Origin of the sequence: Nocardia sp. NPDC057663, from assembly GCF_042799895.1 — a bacterium.
Taxonomy (GTDB): Bacteria; Actinomycetota; Actinomycetes; order Mycobacteriales; family Mycobacteriaceae; genus Nocardia.
The window spans coordinates 80733-97972 of the sequence record NZ_JBHVHX010000012.1 but is presented as its reverse complement, the minus strand read 5'-3'; the positions used below and the strand labels follow the sequence as shown (position 1 = coordinate 97972).

The window sequence follows — 17240 nt, the reverse complement described above, 5'->3', positions numbered from 1 at the left end:
GCCCCACAAGCGCCTCTCGGCGAGTGGTCGCTCGTAGCGACAAAGGGGTGAGGCCCGGGGCTGTTCGGACGCCGACAGTGGTGTTCAACCGAGTCGCCCGGCGAGCTATTCCGCCTGCCCGATGTGATCCGCGCAACGTTGACTTGATTGCCTCCATTTCTTGACTAATTCCAGAAAAGGAGGAGAGTGGGTGTCGTGCACACCGAGGAGATCGACGCTTGCCGACTGTTGCGCGATGCGGGTATGCGGGTCACCGCGCCCCGGATCGCGGTATTGAATGCTGTTGCCGCGCAGCCGCATTCGGATGCGGAGGCGATCGCCGCCGTGGCCAGGGCAACGCTCGGCACGGTGTCTACGCAGGCGGTGTACGACGTACTCAACGCCTGCGTGCGGGTGGGAATCCTGCGCCGGATCGAACCGGCCGGCTCACCTGCCCGGTTCGAGACGCGGACCGGGGATAATCACCATCACCTGGTGTGCCGAAGTTGTGGGGCGGTGGTCGACACCGAATGTGTCGTCGGCGCCGCGCCCTGTCTGCAGCCCGCGGACGATCATGGCTTCGCGATCGACGAGGCCGAGGTCGTCTTCTGGGGGTTGTGCCCCGACTGTCGTAACCAGGAGGCGAAATGACCAAGCCGACCACCACGAACACCGGTAGTGCCGTCGAGAGCGACGACGAATCGCTGTCCGCCGGAACCCAGGGACCGGTGCTGCTACACGACCACTACCTGATCGAGAAGCTGGCCCAGTTCAACCGGGAGCGGGTGCCGGAGCGGATCGTGCACGCGAAGGGCTCGGGCGCCTACGGCGAACTGGTGGTGACCGGCGATGTCAGCCGCTACACCAAGGCCACGCTGTTCCAGCCGGGCGCGCGCACCGAATCGCTGGTCCGGTTCTCGACCGTGGCCGGTGAGCAGGGCAGTCCCGACACCTGGCGTGACCCGCGCGGTTTCGCGGTGAAGTTCTACACCGAGGACGGCAACTACGACCTCGTCGGCAACAACACCCCGGTCTTCTTCATCAAGGACGCGATGAAGTTCCCCGACTTCATCCGCTCGCAGAAGCGACTGCCCGGCAGCGGCCTGCGCGACCACAACATGCAGTGGGATTTCTGGACGCTGCGCCCGGAGTCGGCGCACCAGGTGACCTGGCTGATGGGCGACCGCGGTCTGCCCAAGACCTACCGGCACATGGACGGTTTCGGCTCGCACACCTACCAGTGGATCAACGCCGAGGGCGAGCGGTTCTGGGTGAAGTACCACTTCAAGACCGACCAGGGCATCGAGTTCCTGACCCAGGCCGAGGCCGACACCCTCGCGGGTTCGGACCCCGACTACCACCGCAAGGACCTGTGGGACGCGATCGAGCGCGGCGACTTCCCGAGCTGGACGCTGAATGTCCAGATCATGCCGGTCGCCGAGGCCGAGGCCTACCGCTTCAACCCGTTCGATCTGACCAAAGTGTGGTCGCAGCGGGACTATCCGCTGATCGAGGTCGGCACGTGGACGCTGAACCGCAATCCGGGCAACTTCTTCGTCGACATCGAGCAGGCCGCGTTCGAGCCGTCCAATATCGTCCCCGGCATCGGCTTCTCGCCGGACAAGATGCTGCTCGGCCGGGTCTTCGCCTACGCCGACGCGCACCGCTACCGGATCGGCACCAACTACGCGCAGCTGCCGCCGAACCAGGCCAGGGCCGCCGAGGTGAACTCCTACTCGAAGGAGGGCGCCATGCGGTACCAGTACAACCCCGCGGACGTGCCGGTCTACGCGCCGAATTCCTTCGGTGGTCCGCACGCCGATCCAGCGAAGGCGGGCGACGGCGGCCTGTGGGAGTTCGATCCGTCGATGGTGCGGGCCGGCTACATCCAGCACGCCGAGGACGGCGACTTCACCCAGGCGGGCACGCTGGTGCGTGAGGTACTCGACGACGCCGCCCGCGCGCGCCTGGTCGACAATATCGTCGGCCACGTGCTCGCCGGCGTCAGCGAGCCGGTGCTGAGCCGGGTATTCGAGTACTGGCGCAATGTCGACAACGAGCTCGGCAAGCGGGTCGAGGAAGGGGTTCGGGCCGGCCGGGAAGGCTGATCCGCGAGTAGTAGACACCGAGGCAGGTACGCCGCAAGGCATACCTGCCTCGTGTCGTGTCTACAGGAAATAGATTGGCGCGGAGGCCGTTCGGCGTCCGCGCCGTCGATGTCGTATCGGTCAGAAGTTGCTGAACCAGTACAACAGGCTTGCCAGCAACCAGACGATCAAGGTCTCCATCGTCGTTCTCCATCTTGTCGGTACTTCCATCATCGCCGAAGAAACGGCCGGTGCTGACAAGTTGTTCTTAAGAACCTCTCGAGACGGACATCGCATCCTTACTGCAGACACCGGAACAACCGGGTCCGACCGGTCTCGAGGGGTGATCAGTCGGACCCGGCGGTGCAGACCAGAAGGTGGCTCTTCCAGACGCTGAAGACGCACTGCCGACGGTAACCACACCGAAGGACTGGGCCGGAGCTGTTCCGATTCGTGTCGCGGGGTACACCGACCGGGCCGGTCCGACGAGGGGTGACCGGCCCGGTCGTTTGCGTTCGACGGTATCGGCCGTCAGGGTTGGGGGGTGGTCGAAATAGCCGAGCACCAAGACGCGCTGGATCGTGCCGAGGTACGGCTGCGCGAAGAGTTCGCGACGATGTTCGAGCCGGAGACGATCCATCGTTTCCTGCACACCTCCTACGACGACTTCGCAGCCAGGGCGACGGTGACCTTGTATCTCCCGTTGCTGGCGGAACGTTTCGGCAGGCAGCGGCTCCAGGCGCTGGCCAAGGTCGAAGGCAAGGTCGCCAAGCCGCGCCCGACGGTGCTGTTCCTGTGCACCCACAACGCGGGCAGGTCACAGATGGCGCACGGTTTCTTCGAGGACCTGGCGCTGGGCCGCGCGGTCGCCTGGTCGGGCGGTTCGGTGCCCGGCGCGCAGCTCAATCCGGCCGCGGTGGCGGCGATGGCGGAGGCGGGCGTCGATATCTCGCGCGAGTATCCGAAGCCGTGGACCGACGAGATCATCCGCGCCGCCGACGTGATCGTCACGATGGGCTGCGGCGACACCTGTCCGCTGGTACCCGGTGTGCGCTACGAGGAATGGATCATCGAGGACCCGGCCGGTCTGGAACTCGCGCAGGTGCGGCCCATCCGCGACGACATCGGCCGCCGCGTGGCGGGCCTGCTCACCGAGCTGGGCATTCCCGTCAGCGATCCCGCAGATACGCCGTCCAGCCCCCGTAGCCGGTGATGTCGGTGGCGGCGACGGCGGCGTCGTAGCTGCAGGCGAAACCGACCACCGAGCGTCCGTCGGACAGCTCGATGCTGGTCAGCGCCATCGGTGGCGGCAGTTCGGCGAGGAAGCGGCCGAGTCCGCCGGGGGAGACCAGGAACAGCTCGCCGCGGATCGGTGCGCCGCGGCCCTCGCCATGGCGCACCAGGCCCGGCTTCGGTGGTGTGGTGTCGAGCGCGGTGAGGCGGTAGGCGTCGCTGGTGGTGATCTCGCCCGCGAACCGGGCGCCGAGCTGTTCGAGCTGCCAGTGCAGCGGCTGGCCGCGCAGGTGCGCACCGAAAACCGCCAGTGGCACACCGGTTTCCACCAGTAGCGGGGATGGCGTGCCCGTGAGGCGGGCGGCCAGGTCGACGGCGAGCTGGTCGGCGAAGGCGGGGACGACCACCATCACGCCGAACGGCAGGCCGTCGGCGGTGGGTGCGCCGGGGACGGCGACGGCGGCGAGGTCGAGCAGGTTGCAGAAGTTGGTGTAAGTGCCGAGACGGCGGTTGATCGCCAGCGGATCGGCGGTGACCTCGGCGATCGACGGATGCTCGGTGGTGGTCGGCAACAGGAGTCCGTCGTAGCCCGCCGGCAGTGCGGTGGCGCGGGTCTTCGCCAGCGTGTCCAGGTCGGCGACGAAGGCGTGGGCGTCGAGTTCTTTTGCCGCGCTGATGATCCCGGCGACGGTCGGGTCCAGTCCCGCGGCGCCCTTGTCGACGAACTCGCCGACGGCCGCGTACCGCTCGGCGACGATCGCGCCGTCGTAGAGCAGGCGAGCGGCGTCGAGCAGTGGCGAGATATCGATCTCGTGCACCGCTACGCCCTGATCACGCAGGGTCGCAACAGTTTCGGCGAAGGCTGCTCGGTAGGCGGCGCTCAGCGGGGCGAGGTCCGCCGGGCGCGGGATCGCCACCTTCGGCTCCGACGATGTGGCCAGGCGCACGTCGGCGGGCCAGGCGCGGCTGCGCGGATCGCGGGAGTCGGAGCCCGCCATGGTCTTCGCGGCGGTGACGGCCAGGTCCAGGTCGGCGGCGAACACGGTGACCGCGTCGTAGTCGGCGCACGCGGGGACGACACCGTGCGCGGGGATCACGCCGAGGCTCGCCTTGATGCCGACGATGCCGTGCAGGGCTGCGGGCACCCGGCCCGAGCCCGCGGTGTCGGTGCCGATCGCGAGGTCGGCGATGCCGAGAGCGACGGCGGCAGCCGAACCGGAACTCGAACCGCCGGAGATCAATTCGGGGTAGAGCGCATTGCGCACCGCGCCGTAGGGGCTGCGGGTGCCGACCAGGCCGGTGGCGAACTGGTCGAGGTTGGTCTTGCCGAGCACCAGCGCGCCTGCCGCGACCAGCCGTGCCACCGCAGTGGCCGTTTCGGTTGCCGGATAGGCGAATTCGGGGCAGGCGGCGGTGGTCGGCAGGCCGGCTACGTCGACGTTGTCCTTCACGGCGAGGAGCAGGCCCGCCAGTGGCAGGTCCTCGCCCTCGCCGATGCGCCGCTCCAGTTCTGTTGCCTCGGAAGCGAGTTCCTGCTGTGGGCGCAGCGTGATCCAGACCTCGGGACGGTCGACCTCGGCGATCCGCGCGTAGGCCGCCGCGGCCCGGGCTGTCGGCGTGCCGGGTAGTCCTGCTGACATGGCCGTCTCCTCAATCGTTCATGGACATGGCGGCGACGGCTCGCGAGATGCGCTCCAGCACCACATCCAGCGAATCGCCGATGTGGGTGTGCAGGAGTTGCTGCGCCAGGACGAGATCGCCCGCGAGGACGGCGTCCAGGATGCCGAGGTGCTCGCTGATCGTGGTCTCGATGCGGTTGTTGATCATGAAGTCGTACATGCGGACATGCCGGATCCGGGAGTTCACCGCGATCAGCGCGCGCACCATCTCGGCATTGCCCGCCGCCGTCAGCAGCGCGACGTGGAACTCCTCGTCGACCACGACGAACCCCGGCTCCTGGGCGGGTGGATCGGCCTGCAGGGCCAGCCACCGCTGCCGCTCGGCGCGCAACAGCTGTTCGTCATGGGTGATCCGCGGGTCGGCGCGCACCCGGGTCATGCCGCCCAGCTCCAGCGTCAACCGCAGTTCGTACAGGTCGCGGATGCGGGCCACGTTGGGCCGGACCGGGCTGAACCCGAACTCCTCGCGTTCCAGCAGGCCGTCCGAGCAGAGCATGGTCAGCGCTTCCCGCACCGGCGTGCGGGAGATGCCGAATCGGGTCGACAGCTTCGGTTCGGTGAGCCGCTCGCCGAAACGGATGTCACCGTTCATCAACTCACCGCGCAGCGTCGAGTACACGACGTCCCGCAGCGGCCTGCTCGCGCCGTCATCCGGTGCATCCACCCTTGTCGACATGGGTGTATACGCTATCGACCGGGAATTTCTATCAAGTGACAGAAAGTAAGCGTCAGGTTATCGGGTCCTCACAACGGACCTGCTCACGAACGCCGTGTCACCGCGGAGAGTACTTCTCAACGACTTCCGAACACGCAGGGAACGCCGCACGACACAGACAGCGCGCAGTCTTCTGTTCGAGCCCGCCGCCGCGCTCCCACTCCGCTCACCCGGAAGGGCGAACCCATGAACGAATCCGCCGCCATCCTGGCCCTTATCCTCGGCTTGCTCTCGGTCATCGCCCTCACCGTCTGGTGGCCGAACCCCCTCGACCGCGAAACACCCCCGACCTACGAAGAACCCCTCCTGCGCGGTGTCTCCGTGCCCCGCCCGACTCGCCGCGATCGCCACTGATCCGACCCGACATGTGGGTGATCGTTCCGCGGCAGCTGTAACATTCCTCGGTAGGCCGCCATGAACGATCCAAGTCTCGCCCGCAGAAGAAGTATCGCCCTCCGGCACCTGTTGGGGCCGCCACCGAGTACTCCGCCGACAATCGACTGGAGCGCTGTCGAACATCGCCTCGGCTTCACCCCGCCCCCGGACTACCGGGCCTGGGCGAACGTCTACCCCCAGATCACCATCGACGGATTCTTGACCGTATTGCACCCAGCGGGGCCGCCCTCGCTCAACCTGTTCACGGCCGACACAGAACTGCTCTCTTTCGAGCGTCAACTTCGAGACTCCGATCCCGGCGACATGCCCTACCCCATCCAACCCGAGCCCGGCGGACTCTACCCCTGGGGCTGGACCGCCAACAGCGACCGCCTGCACTGGTATCCGGCGGGTGGCCGCCTCGTCGTGATCAACCGGTTTGGAAACCACGAATGGCCGGGCACGATGGCGGACTTCCTCATCGCGTTCCTCGCCCGCGCACCACTGTTCCCCTTCTTTCCCGCCGACTACCCCCGGCCCGGATTCACAGTGGATGTCGCCGACTGAGTTCGGCTGATGCTGCCTCCGGAGCTCACCGAGGGCACCTCGACCGCGAAGCACCCCAGACATACGAGGAGCCCCTGACCAGTGAACTGGTCAGGGGCTCTTCTGTGTCTCAACCAACACGTCGGGGTGACAGGATTTGAACCTGCGACCTCTTCGTCCCGAACGAAGCGCGCTACCAAGCTGCGCCACACCCCGTGAGGCGAACCTGAAGTAGCTTACAACGAGGTGATGCGGATTGTTAAACCGGCTGGTCAGCGGGTTAGTTCAGGGCGCGGATCGAGCTGAAGATGCGCTTGGCGGTGGCGGGGTCGATGGCGTCGGCGACACCGGTGTCGGCGATCATCACCATGACGAAGCTGCCGTCCTTGGCGCCCTTGAACGCGTAGGTGTAGATGGAGAAGGTGGGGGCGCAGCCGGGCTTGGGGTTGGGGACGGTGCCGGTGGTCTCGGTGAACATGCCCTCGGTCTTGCCGTCGATCGACTTCAGCGGCTGGGCGGGGCCGGGGGTGCCGGTGGAGCCCTTGTAAGCCAGGGGAGCAGCCTTGGTGCCGAGCTCGGCGCCCGCCGCGGCGTGGTCGGCCTGCTTGGATCCGGTGAGCAGTGACATGGTGCGGGTGGAGCCGGGGCAGTAGTCGCGGCCGTCGCTGGCGAATCCCTTGCCGATGACGGTGTCGCCGGGCGGTTCGCCGACGCCGCCGATGGTGCCCTCGGTGGCGACCTTCCAGCTCGGCGGCACGTCGTAGGCGGCGCCGCGGTCGGGGGAGGCGACCACCTGGTAGCCCTCGATGAGCGGCCGTCGGTCGGACGCGGCGCCCGACGGTGACGGCGTGGTGGAGCTGGGCTTCGGCTTGCTCGACGAGGGCGGTGCGCCGGTGGTGGTGAGGGCGCTGACCATCGACGGGGTGGTGCCCCCGCCTGCCGTGGTGGTCGGGGAGTCGTCGCCACGAGTGAGCGCGAACGCGGTGACGGCGCCGCCGGCCAGCAGGACCGCGGCGAGACCCGCGGCCACCCAGATCGCGGCCTTGCCGCCGGATTTCGGACCCGGCGGGATCGGCTGACCATAGGGCTGCTGACCGTAGGCCTGGTTGCCGAACTGTTCGAGTGGCGGGATCTCGCCGTACTGCTGCTGCGGCTGCTGCCAGGTCGCCCCGCCGAGCAGCGTTGGATCGGACTGCCCCCACTGCTGAGCTGGATTCGGCTGTCCCGCAGCGGGATTCCATGGCTGCTGGTTGGGCACCTGGCCGACGGGCGGCTGTGCGCCCCACTGAGGCGGGCCCGTCTGCGGAGTGCCCCACTGAGGCTGGTCCGCGGGCGGCGTGCCCCACTGTGCACCCGGAATCTGCTGCCCGGCAGAAGGGTTCGAGCCTGGCCACGATGCGTTCGGAGTGCGCAACTGGGTGGCGTCGGCCTGGCCGGGCTGCCACGGTAGCGGCGAACTGGGCTGCGCAGCTGGGGTATTCGCGCCAGGCAACGGTGCGGCGGGATTGCGGAGCTGCGTCGCATCGGCTTGCCCGGGCTGCACGGTGGGGGCATTCGGGTCGGGCCAGGGCGCGGCCGGGTTGCGCAGCTGGGTCGCGTCAGCCTGGCCGGGCTGCCACGGCTGCGGCGAACCGGGTTGTCCGGCAGGAGGATTCGCGCCGGGCCAGGGCGGGGGCTCGGTGGGGTTGCGCAGCTGGGTGGCGTCGGCTTGACCAGGCTGCCACGGCTGTTGGGCACCCGGCTGCCCGGCAGGTGGACTACCCGCGTCCCACTGCTGCGGACCAGCCGGAGTCCACGGTGTCGGCTCGGGCAGACCCGGCAGCGGCCCGGAACCGTCCCAGCGCAGGGTCGGCGGGAGCCCGGTGCCGCCGGGTGTCCACACCGCGGTCGGGTCGGGCGCACCCGGATGCTGCTGTCCCACAGCGGGATCCCCCTGCGCGGGCGCGCCCGGCGGCGGGTTCACCGCGTCGGGACGCTGCCATTGCGCGTCGGGCTGGTGTGGCGCACCGGACCCACCGAATACGGTCGGGTCGTTGCGCCTGTCGTCGGATCCACTGCTCACGGTCATTCCCCTACTGACAAAGAGTCGTTCGGGGCAGACCCTAGCGGGCGACGGCCTCCGATGCCGACACGCCGTGGCCGGTATCGGCCGACGGCCGCTTCGGCGGGGCGCCGACCAGCGTCAGCAGCGTGGCTTCCGGGCGGCAGCAGAATCGGTAGGGCGCCCACGGTGAGGTGCCGATGCCCGCCGAGACGTGCAGCTGGGTGTGCTCGCCCCACTGGGAGGCGCCCTTCACCCGGGACTTGTCGATGCCGCAGTTGGTCACCAGCGCGCCGTAACCGGGGACGACGAGCTGTCCACCGTGCGTGTGACCGGCCAGCACCAGGTCGTAGCCGTCCTCGGCGAACCGATCCAGCACCCGCGGCTCCGGCGAATGGGTGACACCGATGCTCAGCTGCGCGAGCTGGTTCGGCGCACCGGCCACGGTGTCGTAGCGGTCGCGCTGCAGATGCGGGTCGTCGACGCCGGCGCTGGCGATGCGGATGCCCGCCACCTCGAGGTCGCGGCGGGTGTGGGTCAGGTCGAGCCAGCCGCGTTCGGTGAACGCCGCGCGCAGATCCTGCCAGGGCAGCGGGTCGCCGTAAACGCGGCGATGATCCTTCTTGAAATACTTCAGCGGATTCTTCGGCACCGGCGCGAAATAGTCGTTCGAACCGAACACGAACAGGCCGGGACGGGCCAGCAGTGCACCGAGGGATTGCACAACGGCGGGCACGGCCTTGGGGTGGGAAAGATTGTCGCCGGTATTCACGACCAGGTCGGGTTCGAGCCGGTCGAGTTCGCGCAGCCACTGCTGTTTGAGCTGCTGGCCCGGCATCATATGCAGGTCGCTGACGTGCAAAATGCGCAAGGTCGGCGAGCCGGGCGCGAGCACCGGCATGGTCGCTTCGCGCAGGACGAACGCGTTCCGTTCGATCAGCGTGGCGTATCCGATGCCGGCGACGGCGGCCCCGGCGGCTCCCAACGCGGTTCGGCGGACAGCGGACGTCGAGATAACGGGCATTTGCCCAGCATAGGCGACCCCCTCCCGGAACGGCGCGTGTGTTTCCGCACAAACGGTCCGAATTTCTGTTGCGATGAAAATGTGATGGGACTCCGGAGGCCGAACAGCTAGCGTGAGGCGCATGTCGGAACTGAAATCGCAACTGCGCGCGGATATGACCGCCGCACTGAAAGCCAAGGACACTCTGCGCCTGTCGACCCTGCGGATGCTGCTCGCCGCGATCCAGAACGCCGAGGTCGCCGGAGCGCAGGCGAAGGAACTCTCCGATGCCGAGGTCGTCTCCGTATTGCAGAAGGAAGCCAAGAAGCGCAACGAGTCGGCCGTCATCTACGAGCAGAACGGGCGTGGCGAGCTGGCCGCGAACGAGCGCGCCGAGGAAGAGGTCATCGAGCAGTACCTGCCGACGCAGCTGACCGAGGCCGAGGTGGCGCAGGTCGCCGACACCGCGATCGCGCAGATCGCCGAGGAGATCGGCGAGCGGCCGGGGATGAAGCAGATGGGTCAGGTCATGAAGGCGGCCACCGCGCTCGCCGAGGGCAAGGCCGACGGTTCGCGGCTGTCGGCGGCGGTCAAAGCGCGCCTCTGACCGGCTGAACGACGAAGGGCCGCCGTCCGGCTGGACGGCGGCCCTTTCTCGTCGCGTACTACCGCGGCACCGGGATCGGGATCGGTGGCAGGCGCGGAATCTGGGGTAGGCCGGGGATCGCCGGCGCGGGCGCGGCGGGCGGCGGCGTTGTCGTAGCCGGCACCCGGACCGAGCCGTCGCTGATGTAGATCGTGACGACCGAGCCGGGGATGGCCGAGCCGTTCGGCGAACTGCCCATCACGGTGCCCTTGGCCTGCGAGCCGGGGCTGTTCACCGCGGACACCTGGAATCCGGCGCCGGACAGGATCGACGTCGCCTCGCCCTGCGACTTGCCCGCCACGTCGGGGACCTGGGAGTTGTTCGCGCCGCGGACGTACTTGTCGTCCACCGGCGGCAGGCCCGGCGGCGGGTACCGGTCGAGTATCGGCTTGATGGCATTGAACCAGGTGCGGGCCGGTTCGTTACCGCCGAACAGGCCGGCGGCGTTGCTGGCTCCACAGTTGCGCAGCGGGAATGAGCAGATCTCGCCGGGCGTCGGGCTGTCGCCGTAGACGTAGACCGACGATGCCAGCGAGTTGGTGAAGCCGACGAACGCCGAGGAGCGGTGGCTTTCGGTGGTCCCCGTCTTGCCGGACATCGGCGCCGACCAGCTCGCGGCCCGCGCGGCGCTGGCTGCGGTACCGCTGGTGTCGTCCTTGCTCATCGCGTTCGCCAGGGTGTTGGCGAGACCGGGATCGACCACCTGCTCACACGCCTGCTGGGTCAGCGGGACGGTCTTGCCCTGCCGGTCGACGACCTCCTGGATCGGCGACGGCGGGCACCACTTGCCGCCGGAGGCGAGTGTCGCGGCGACGTTCGACAGCTCGAGCGGGTTGATCGCGAACGGGCCGAGGGTGAACGAACCCATGTTGTTGTTCTTGATGTGGTCGGCCAGGCTCGTGTTGCCGTGCCCTGAGGTGCCGGGGTCGGTGTAGGAGCGCATGCCGAGGCGGACAGCCATGTCCACCGCGGCCGCGACGCCGACGTCCTGGATCATCTTCACGAAAGTGGTGTTGGGCGAGGTCGCGAGAGCGTCGGTCACCGTCATCGAGCCCGGGTAGGCGCCCGCGTTCTTGACGCACCACGAGTCGGCCGGGCAGCCCGGCGAGTTCGAGTAGCCCATGCCCCTGGCGGCGTAGGTGCCCGGTACGTCCACCTGGGCGGCGATACCGAGGCCCTTCTCCATCGCGGCGGCGGTGGTGAACAGCTTGAAGATCGAGCCCGCACCGTCACCGGCCATCGAGTAGGGCTGGCCGAGCAGCGTCTCGTTGGCGTCGCGGTTGAGGCCGTAGGTGCGGCTCGACGCCATCGCGAGGACGTGGTGCGAATCCTGACCGGGTGCGATCACCGACATGACCTCGGCGATGTTGTCCAGGTTGGGGTCGGCCTGCTCGGTCACCGAGCGCTTCACCGACTCCTGCAGCACCGGATCGAGCGTGGTCTTGATCAGGTAGCCACCCTTGTCGATCTGCTCGCGGCTGATGCCCGACTCCGCCAGGTACTGCAGCGCGTAGTCGCAGTAGAAGCCCTTGTCGCGGGCGGCGATACAGCCGCGCGGCAGCCCCTTCGGCTCGGGCAGCACGCCGAGCGGCTCGGACTTGGCCTTGCGGAATTCCTCGGCGCGGTGCGGGATGTTCTGGATCAGGGTGTCGAGCACGGTGTTGCGGCGATCGGTGACACCTTGGACGTTGGTGTACGGGTTCAGCTTGGAGCTGGACTGCACCATGCCGGCCAGCATCGCCGACTGGGGCATGGTCAGCTCGGCGGCGTCGACGCCGAAGTAGGTCTGCGCCGCGTCCTGGATGCCGTACGAGCCGTTGCCGAAGGGCACCAGATTCAGGTAGCGGGTGAGGATCTCGTCCTTGCTCAGCTCGCGGTCCAGCGTGAGCGCCATCCGGATCTCACGCAGCTTGCGCGCCGGGGTGGTCTCGATCGCGGCGCGGCGTTCGGCGTCGGTCTTCGCGACGACGAGCAGGTTGAAGTTCTTCACGTACTGCTGGTCGAGTGTCGAGGCGCCCTGCTGCACCTCGCCGGAGGAGGTGTTGGTCAGGAACGCGCGCAGCGTGCCCTGCCAGTCGACGCCCTCATGGTCGGCGAAGCGCTTGTCCTCGATGGACACGATCGCCAGCTTCATGTTGTTGGAGATGCGATCGCTGGTCACCTCGAAGCGGCGTTGCTCGTATAGCCACGCGATGGGCGCCCCGCTCGCGTCGACCATGGTCGAGACGGCCGGGACCGTGCCCTCCACCAGTTCGGCTGACACGTTGTCGACGGCATCGGCGGCTCGGTTGGAGATGAACCCGAATCCACCGGCCAAGGGGAACAACAGCCCGGCGACTAGCACGGAGGCCAGCGCGCAGCTGCCGGCCAGCCTCGCGAGCGTTTGAGTGATCGGCACCTGCCCAGAGTAAGGGGTGGGGTGGCGGTGTTCACGGTTGTGCTGCTCGACGGGGAATGTCCGGTCGGTGCCAGGGGGGTTGCTCGGGCGTGTCAACAAAATGATCACATCGGCGTGTCGCGCCCGGGCACGCCGGTGATCAGCAGGACTGCCCGGTCCGAGCCGCATTTGAATGGACGGCCGTACCAAAAAATCGGGGGCTGGTCTTGCGCAAGCGCCATACCTTTACCTAGATTGAGAACCCAGTGTGATAGAGCTAACACTCAAAGTGGAATGTGGTGCGGACCGCAGCGGTAGTTGGGTTGCTGTGATCCGCGCTCGCGATTCTGGAGCGCCGCACAACGGTGTTCGGACTGCAAAGGGGCACATCAAATGCACATCACAACCCCCATCGCTCGACTGGATGTAGAGCAGGCCGAGGCAAGGATCGCTTGGGTTGCCCAGGCGCGATGCAAGGAAGTAGACCCTGATCAGCTGTTCGTTCGTGGTGCGGCGCAGCGCAAGGCGGCAACGATCTGCCGTCATTGCCCGGTGTTGATGCAGTGTGGCGCCGATGCGCTGGACAACCGGGTCGAGTTCGGAGTGTGGGGCGGGATGACCGAGCGGCAGCGGCGCGCGCTGCTCAAGCAGCATCCCGATGTGACGTCGTGGGCCGACTTCTTCCAGGCGCAGCGACAGCATCAGGTGGCGATCTAGCAGGCGAGACCGGACCGTTATCACAACGGCGCCGAGACCGCTGGGTTTGCGGAATCGGCGCCGTTGGTGAGTGTTACGAGAGTGTAAGCAATAGCCGAAATGTCTGAATCGAGCTCTGGATTCGGACGTCCAGCTCAGACCGCGGCGGGTTCGCCCGCCAGCTGGTCGCCGACCACGCGCAAAGCGTCCAGGTCGGAGACCTCGAACGGCAACGCGGTGACCGAAACGATCGGAACCCGCGGATGGGCGCCGGTGAAGCGATGCAGCAACCGCTGTTCCCGCTTCGCCGTCGCCACCCGCTCGGCGTGGATGCGCAGCACCGACGCGGTGAGCGGGTCCGATTCGGCCAGCTGGTCGGCAGCGGTCAGCGCGTGATCACCGGACAGCCCCGACAACGCGGGATGCGTCCGGTTCAGCACGAGACCGGCCAGCGGCATCTGCTCGGTGGAGAGCCGGTCGACGAAGAACGACGCCTCACGCAGTGCGTCGGGCTCGGGCGCGGCGACCACCAGGAAGTGGGTGCCCGGCTTGGACAGCATCGCGAAGGTCCGGTCGGCCCGTTCCTGGAAACCGCCGAACAGCGACTCCAGCGACTGCAGGAACGTCGAGGCGTCCTTGAGCATCTGACCGCCGACGATGGTCGACACGCCGCGCATCGCCAAGCTCATCGCGCCGGTGACGAACCGGCCGACACCGCGGCCGGGCGCCATGATCAGCCGGATCATCTTGCCGTTGAGGAAGGTGCCGAGCCGCTTGGGCGCGTCCAGGAAGTCCAGCGCGTTGCGCGAGGGCGGAGTGTCGACCACGATCAGGTCCCACTCCTTGTGCCCGGCCAGCTGACCGAGCTTCTCCATCGCCATGTACTCCTGCGTGCCGCCGAAGGACGAGGCGACCGTCTGATAGATCGGGTTGGCGAAGATCTGCTCCGCCTTCTCCACGCTGGTGTGCTCGAGCACCATGTCGTCGAAGGTGCGGCGCATGTTCAGCATCATCGCGTGCAACTGACCGGGAACCTCGGGCCCGAGCGCGACCCGCTGCGGCGTGTTGTCCAGGTCTTCCACGCCCAGCGACTGGGCCAGCCTGCGTGCCGGATCGATGGTCAGCACCACGACCTTGCGGCCGGCTTCGGCGGCCCGCAGCGCGATCGCGGCCGCGGTGGTGGTCTTGCCGACACCGCCGGAACCGCAGCAGACGATCACCCTCGCCGTCGGATCGGCGATGATCTGGGAGACATCCAGCGGGGTGGTCACTTGCTCGCTCATCGCACTCCCTGCGCGGATAGCTGTTCGGCCAATTCGTAGAGTCCGCCCAGGTCCATGCCTTCGCCGAGGGCGGGCAGGTGCAGCTGGGGAACGTCGACCTGCGCCAGTTCCGCCGCGCTCTCGTCCTGCGCGGTCAGCATGATGGCGTGATCGACGGTCTCGGTGAGCAAACCGGCGAAATCCTCGTCGGGCAGGGTGATCCCGGCCTTCGCCAGGCTCGCCGCGATGTCGGTGGTGTCGAGCTCGCCGCGCACGGCCAGGTCGCGTTCGGCGGAGTCGAGCTGCGCCTTGGCCGCCCGGTTGACGATCACCGTGCCGATCCGCAGATCGTTGGCGGCGAGCTCGGCGACCGCGTCGGCGGTCTCCTGCACCGGCAGCGCCTCGAGCAGCGTCACCAGGTGGATCATCGTCTGATCGGAATGCAGCAGCTTGGACACGCCCTCGGCCTGCGAGGCGATCGGGCCGCCCTTGGCGATCTCGGCCATGGCCTGGGTGACGTCGAGGAAACTGGCGATCCGGCCGGTCGGCGGCGCGTCGACGACGATGTCGTCGTAGGCGTGCCTGCCGTCCTTGCCGACGCGCACCGCGCATTCCTTGATCTTGCCGGTGAGAATCACATCGCGCAGGCCCGGCGCGATGGTGGTGACGAACTCGATGGCGCCCATCCGGCGCATCGCCCGGCCCGCGAAGCCGAGGTTGTAGAACATGTCGAGGTATTCGAGGAACGCGTGCTCGATGTCGAGGGCGAGCGCGAACACCTCACCGCCGCCGTCGGCGCTGGCGATCTGGGTCTCGGTGGGTGGCAGCGGCGGCCGGTCGAACAGCTGCGCGATGGACTGCCGACTCTCCACCTCGACCAGCAGCACCCTGCGCCCACCTGCGGCGAGGGCAAGGGCCAGTGCGGCCGAGACGGTCGACTTGCCGGTGCCTCCCTTGCCGGTCACGTAGTGCAAGCGGGCTTTGGTCGCGCGCTGTGGCCATCCGGTCAACGGTCCGGGAACCGACGAAACCGGCTCTGCTGTTGGTGCTCCCACGTCGCCGAGCCTATAACCCGTTTCTCGGCAGTGTTCGGGGTGAGCCCTAAACTCACACCATGAGTGAAGTCACCCTGTGGGAGTACGCGACCGTGCCGCTGTTGACGCACGCGACCAAGCAGATCCTCGATCAGTGGGGCGCCGACGGCTGGGAGCTGGTCACGGTGCTGCCCGGCCCGACCGGCGAACAGCACGTCGCCTACCTGAAGCGGCAGAAGTAGCCGTGGCCATCGCGTGGAAGGACGCGCTCGACCGGCTCGGGGTCACCCTGCCGCCGGTCGCCGCCCCCGTCGCGGCCTACATCCCGGCCGTGCGCACCGGTTCGCTGGTGTACACCTCCGGCCAGCTGCCCTTCGTCGACGGTGAGCTGTCGGCGGTCGGCAAGGTCGGCGCAGAGGTCGACGTGGAGCAGGCCAAGGAGGCCGCGCGGCTGTGTGCGCTGAACGCGCTGGCCGCCGTGCACGATCTGGTCGGGCTCGACCAGGTGGTGCGGATCGTGAAAGTCGTCGGATTCGTCAACTCCGCACCGGGATTCACCGATCAGCCGATCGTGATCAACGGCGCGTCGGAGTTCCTCGGCGAGGTGTTCGGCGAGGCCGGCGTGCACGCGCGGTCCGCGGTGGGTGTCTCGGAACTGCCGAAGAACACGCCCGTCGAGGTGGAATTGATCGTCGAGGTCGGATAGGCAGCCGTCATGGCACTGGAACATCCCGCGTACGGCCAGGTCAGAGCGGTCACGCCGACGGCGTCGGTGCTGCTCGCCGACAACCCGTCACAGATGACGCTCGACGGCACCAACACCTGGCTGTTGCGCGGACCCGGTAGCGACGCGTATGTGGTCGTCGACCCGGGACCGAAGGACAAGAAGCACACCGCCGCCATCGTCGAGGCGACCGGCGGCCGGATCGCGCTGACCCTGATCACCCATCACCACCCCGACCACACCGGCGGCATCGATCACCTGGTGAAAGCCACCGGGACGCCGGTGCGGTCGGTGGATCCGAAGTACCTGCGCGGCGAGGTGACCGCGCTGGTCGCCGGTGAGGTCATCGAGGCGGCGGGCCTGCGGATCACCGTGCTGGCCACCCCCGGCCACACCGGCGACTCGGTGAGTTTCCTGCTCGACGACGCGATCGTCACCGGTGACACGGTGCTCGGCGAGGGCACCACGGTGCTCGCATCGACCGCGGGCGCGCTGGCCGACTTCCTGTCGTCGCTGGAGCTGCTGCTCGAGCGCGGCGCGGGCAAGGCACTGCTGCCCGCGCACGGTCCCGACCATCCCGACGCGGCGCCGGTGGTGCAGTACTACCTGAACCACCGCCGCGAACGGCTCGATCAGATCCGGGCGGCACTGGTCGAGTTGGGCCAGGACGCAGGCGCTTTCGAGGTTGTCCGCAAGGTGTACGCCGATGTGGACAAACGTCTGTGGCCCGCCGCGCGCAGCTCGGTGAAGGCACAACTGGAATATCTGCGGGCCGAACGCGAGTCCTGAGCCCGGTCCTGGAGCCGACGTGCATCGATCAGCACGTCGGCTTCAGGCGTGCGC

The 17240-nt window shown here is 68.0% G+C and carries 17 protein-coding genes and 1 tRNA gene; 10 read left to right on the top strand and 8 right to left on the bottom strand.

The window, feature by feature from the left end:
• Positions 1–243 precede the first annotated feature (243 nt).
• From ACFVAV_RS23570 to ACFVAV_RS23560, 3 genes are all read left to right on the top strand, one after another.
• Complete coding sequence (locus tag ACFVAV_RS23570) at positions 244–630, top strand: Fur family transcriptional regulator (protein WP_379037298.1); 387 nt, start codon at positions 244–246, stop codon at positions 628–630.
• Positions 627–2087, top strand: a complete 1461-nt coding sequence (locus ACFVAV_RS23565) for a catalase (protein ID WP_379037296.1) — start codon at positions 627–629, stop codon at positions 2085–2087. The genes ACFVAV_RS23570 and ACFVAV_RS23565 overlap by 4 nt, the downstream gene beginning before the upstream one ends.
• A gap of 523 nt (positions 2088–2610) precedes the next feature.
• On the top strand, positions 2611–3279 hold the full coding sequence (locus tag ACFVAV_RS23560; RefSeq protein ID WP_379037295.1) for a three-helix bundle dimerization domain-containing protein: 669 nt from the start codon (positions 2611–2613) through the stop codon (positions 3277–3279).
• On the opposite strand, the gene atzF is transcribed toward ACFVAV_RS23560, so the two are convergent.
• The gene (atzF, locus tag ACFVAV_RS23555) at positions 3236–4939 is read right to left on the bottom strand and encodes an allophanate hydrolase (protein WP_379037294.1); all 1704 of its coding nucleotides are present in this window, start codon (positions 4937–4939) and stop codon (positions 3236–3238) included. The genes ACFVAV_RS23560 and atzF overlap by 44 nt on opposite strands.
• Positions 4940–4949: 10 nt before the next feature.
• Positions 4950–5654, bottom strand: a complete 705-nt coding sequence (locus ACFVAV_RS23550; protein ID WP_379037293.1) for a GntR family transcriptional regulator — start codon at positions 5652–5654, stop codon at positions 4950–4952.
• A 225-nt stretch (positions 5655–5879) separates the two neighbouring features.
• Here ACFVAV_RS23550 and ACFVAV_RS23545 point away from each other — a divergent pair, with 225 nt between their 5' ends.
• Together ACFVAV_RS23545 and ACFVAV_RS23540 are read left to right on the top strand one after the other, a co-directional pair.
• Positions 5880–6047, top strand: a complete 168-nt coding sequence (locus tag ACFVAV_RS23545) for a hypothetical protein (RefSeq protein WP_379037292.1) — start codon at positions 5880–5882, stop codon at positions 6045–6047.
• A 60-nt stretch (positions 6048–6107) separates the two neighbouring features.
• Positions 6108–6635, top strand: a complete 528-nt coding sequence (locus ACFVAV_RS23540) for a hypothetical protein (RefSeq protein WP_379037291.1) — start codon at positions 6108–6110, stop codon at positions 6633–6635.
• A 121-nt stretch (positions 6636–6756) separates the two neighbouring features.
• On the opposite strand, the gene ACFVAV_RS23535 is transcribed toward ACFVAV_RS23540, so the two are convergent.
• The 3 genes from ACFVAV_RS23535 to ACFVAV_RS23525 all read right to left on the bottom strand — a co-directional run bounded on the left by ACFVAV_RS23535 (position 6757) and on the right by ACFVAV_RS23525 (position 9679).
• A tRNA-Pro gene (locus ACFVAV_RS23535) sits at positions 6757–6830 on the bottom strand.
• A gap of 64 nt (positions 6831–6894) precedes the next feature.
• Positions 6895–8676 carry a hypothetical protein gene (locus tag ACFVAV_RS23530; RefSeq protein WP_379037290.1) on the bottom strand — a complete coding sequence of 594 codons (1782 nt, stop codon included), beginning with the start codon at positions 8674–8676 and terminating at the stop codon, positions 6895–6897.
• Between the two features lie 40 nt (positions 8677–8716).
• The gene (locus ACFVAV_RS23525; RefSeq protein WP_189032423.1) at positions 8717–9679 is read right to left on the bottom strand and encodes a metallophosphoesterase; all 963 of its coding nucleotides are present in this window, start codon (positions 9677–9679) and stop codon (positions 8717–8719) included.
• 121 nt (positions 9680–9800) lie between these two features.
• Between ACFVAV_RS23525 and ACFVAV_RS23520 the strand changes: the two genes are divergently transcribed.
• Positions 9801–10265, top strand: a complete 465-nt coding sequence (locus ACFVAV_RS23520; protein WP_379037289.1) for a GatB/YqeY domain-containing protein — start codon at positions 9801–9803, stop codon at positions 10263–10265.
• A 58-nt stretch (positions 10266–10323) separates the two neighbouring features.
• Here the strand turns inward: ACFVAV_RS23520 and ACFVAV_RS23515 are convergent, their stop codons facing one another.
• Positions 10324–12702, bottom strand: a complete 2379-nt coding sequence (locus tag ACFVAV_RS23515) for a penicillin-binding protein (protein ID WP_379037288.1) — start codon at positions 12700–12702, stop codon at positions 10324–10326.
• 372 nt (positions 12703–13074) lie between these two features.
• Here ACFVAV_RS23515 and ACFVAV_RS23510 point away from each other — a divergent pair, with 372 nt between their 5' ends.
• Complete coding sequence (locus ACFVAV_RS23510) at positions 13075–13398, top strand: WhiB family transcriptional regulator (protein ID WP_019044565.1); 324 nt, start codon at positions 13075–13077, stop codon at positions 13396–13398.
• 134 nt (positions 13399–13532) lie between these two features.
• On the opposite strand, the gene ACFVAV_RS23505 is transcribed toward ACFVAV_RS23510, so the two are convergent.
• Together ACFVAV_RS23505 and ACFVAV_RS23500 are read right to left on the bottom strand one after the other, a co-directional pair.
• On the bottom strand, positions 13533–14660 hold the full coding sequence (locus ACFVAV_RS23505) for an ArsA family ATPase (RefSeq protein WP_379037286.1): 1128 nt from the start codon (positions 14658–14660) through the stop codon (positions 13533–13535).
• Entirely contained in the window at positions 14657–15694 is a 1038-nt protein-coding gene (locus tag ACFVAV_RS23500; RefSeq protein ID WP_379037284.1) for an ArsA family ATPase, read from the bottom strand. Before ACFVAV_RS23500 ends, ACFVAV_RS23505 begins: the two co-directional genes overlap by 4 nt.
• 59 nt (positions 15695–15753) lie before the next feature.
• On the opposite strand from ACFVAV_RS23500, the gene ACFVAV_RS23495 reads away from it, so the two are divergent.
• From ACFVAV_RS23495 to ACFVAV_RS23485, 3 genes are read left to right on the top strand one after another with little or no spacing between them, the layout of a single operon-like run.
• A complete protein-coding gene (locus ACFVAV_RS23495; protein ID WP_019044568.1) occupies positions 15754–15915 on the top strand; it encodes a DUF4177 domain-containing protein in 162 nt (53 codons plus the stop codon).
• Positions 15916–15917: 2 nt separating this feature from the next.
• Positions 15918–16379: a RidA family protein gene (locus tag ACFVAV_RS23490; RefSeq protein WP_379037283.1), complete on the top strand. Its 462-nt coding sequence runs from the start codon at positions 15918–15920 to the stop codon at positions 16377–16379.
• 9 nt (positions 16380–16388) lie between these two features.
• A complete protein-coding gene (locus ACFVAV_RS23485; protein WP_379037282.1) occupies positions 16389–17186 on the top strand; it encodes an MBL fold metallo-hydrolase in 798 nt (265 codons plus the stop codon).
• Positions 17187–17240: the final 54 nt, after the last annotated feature.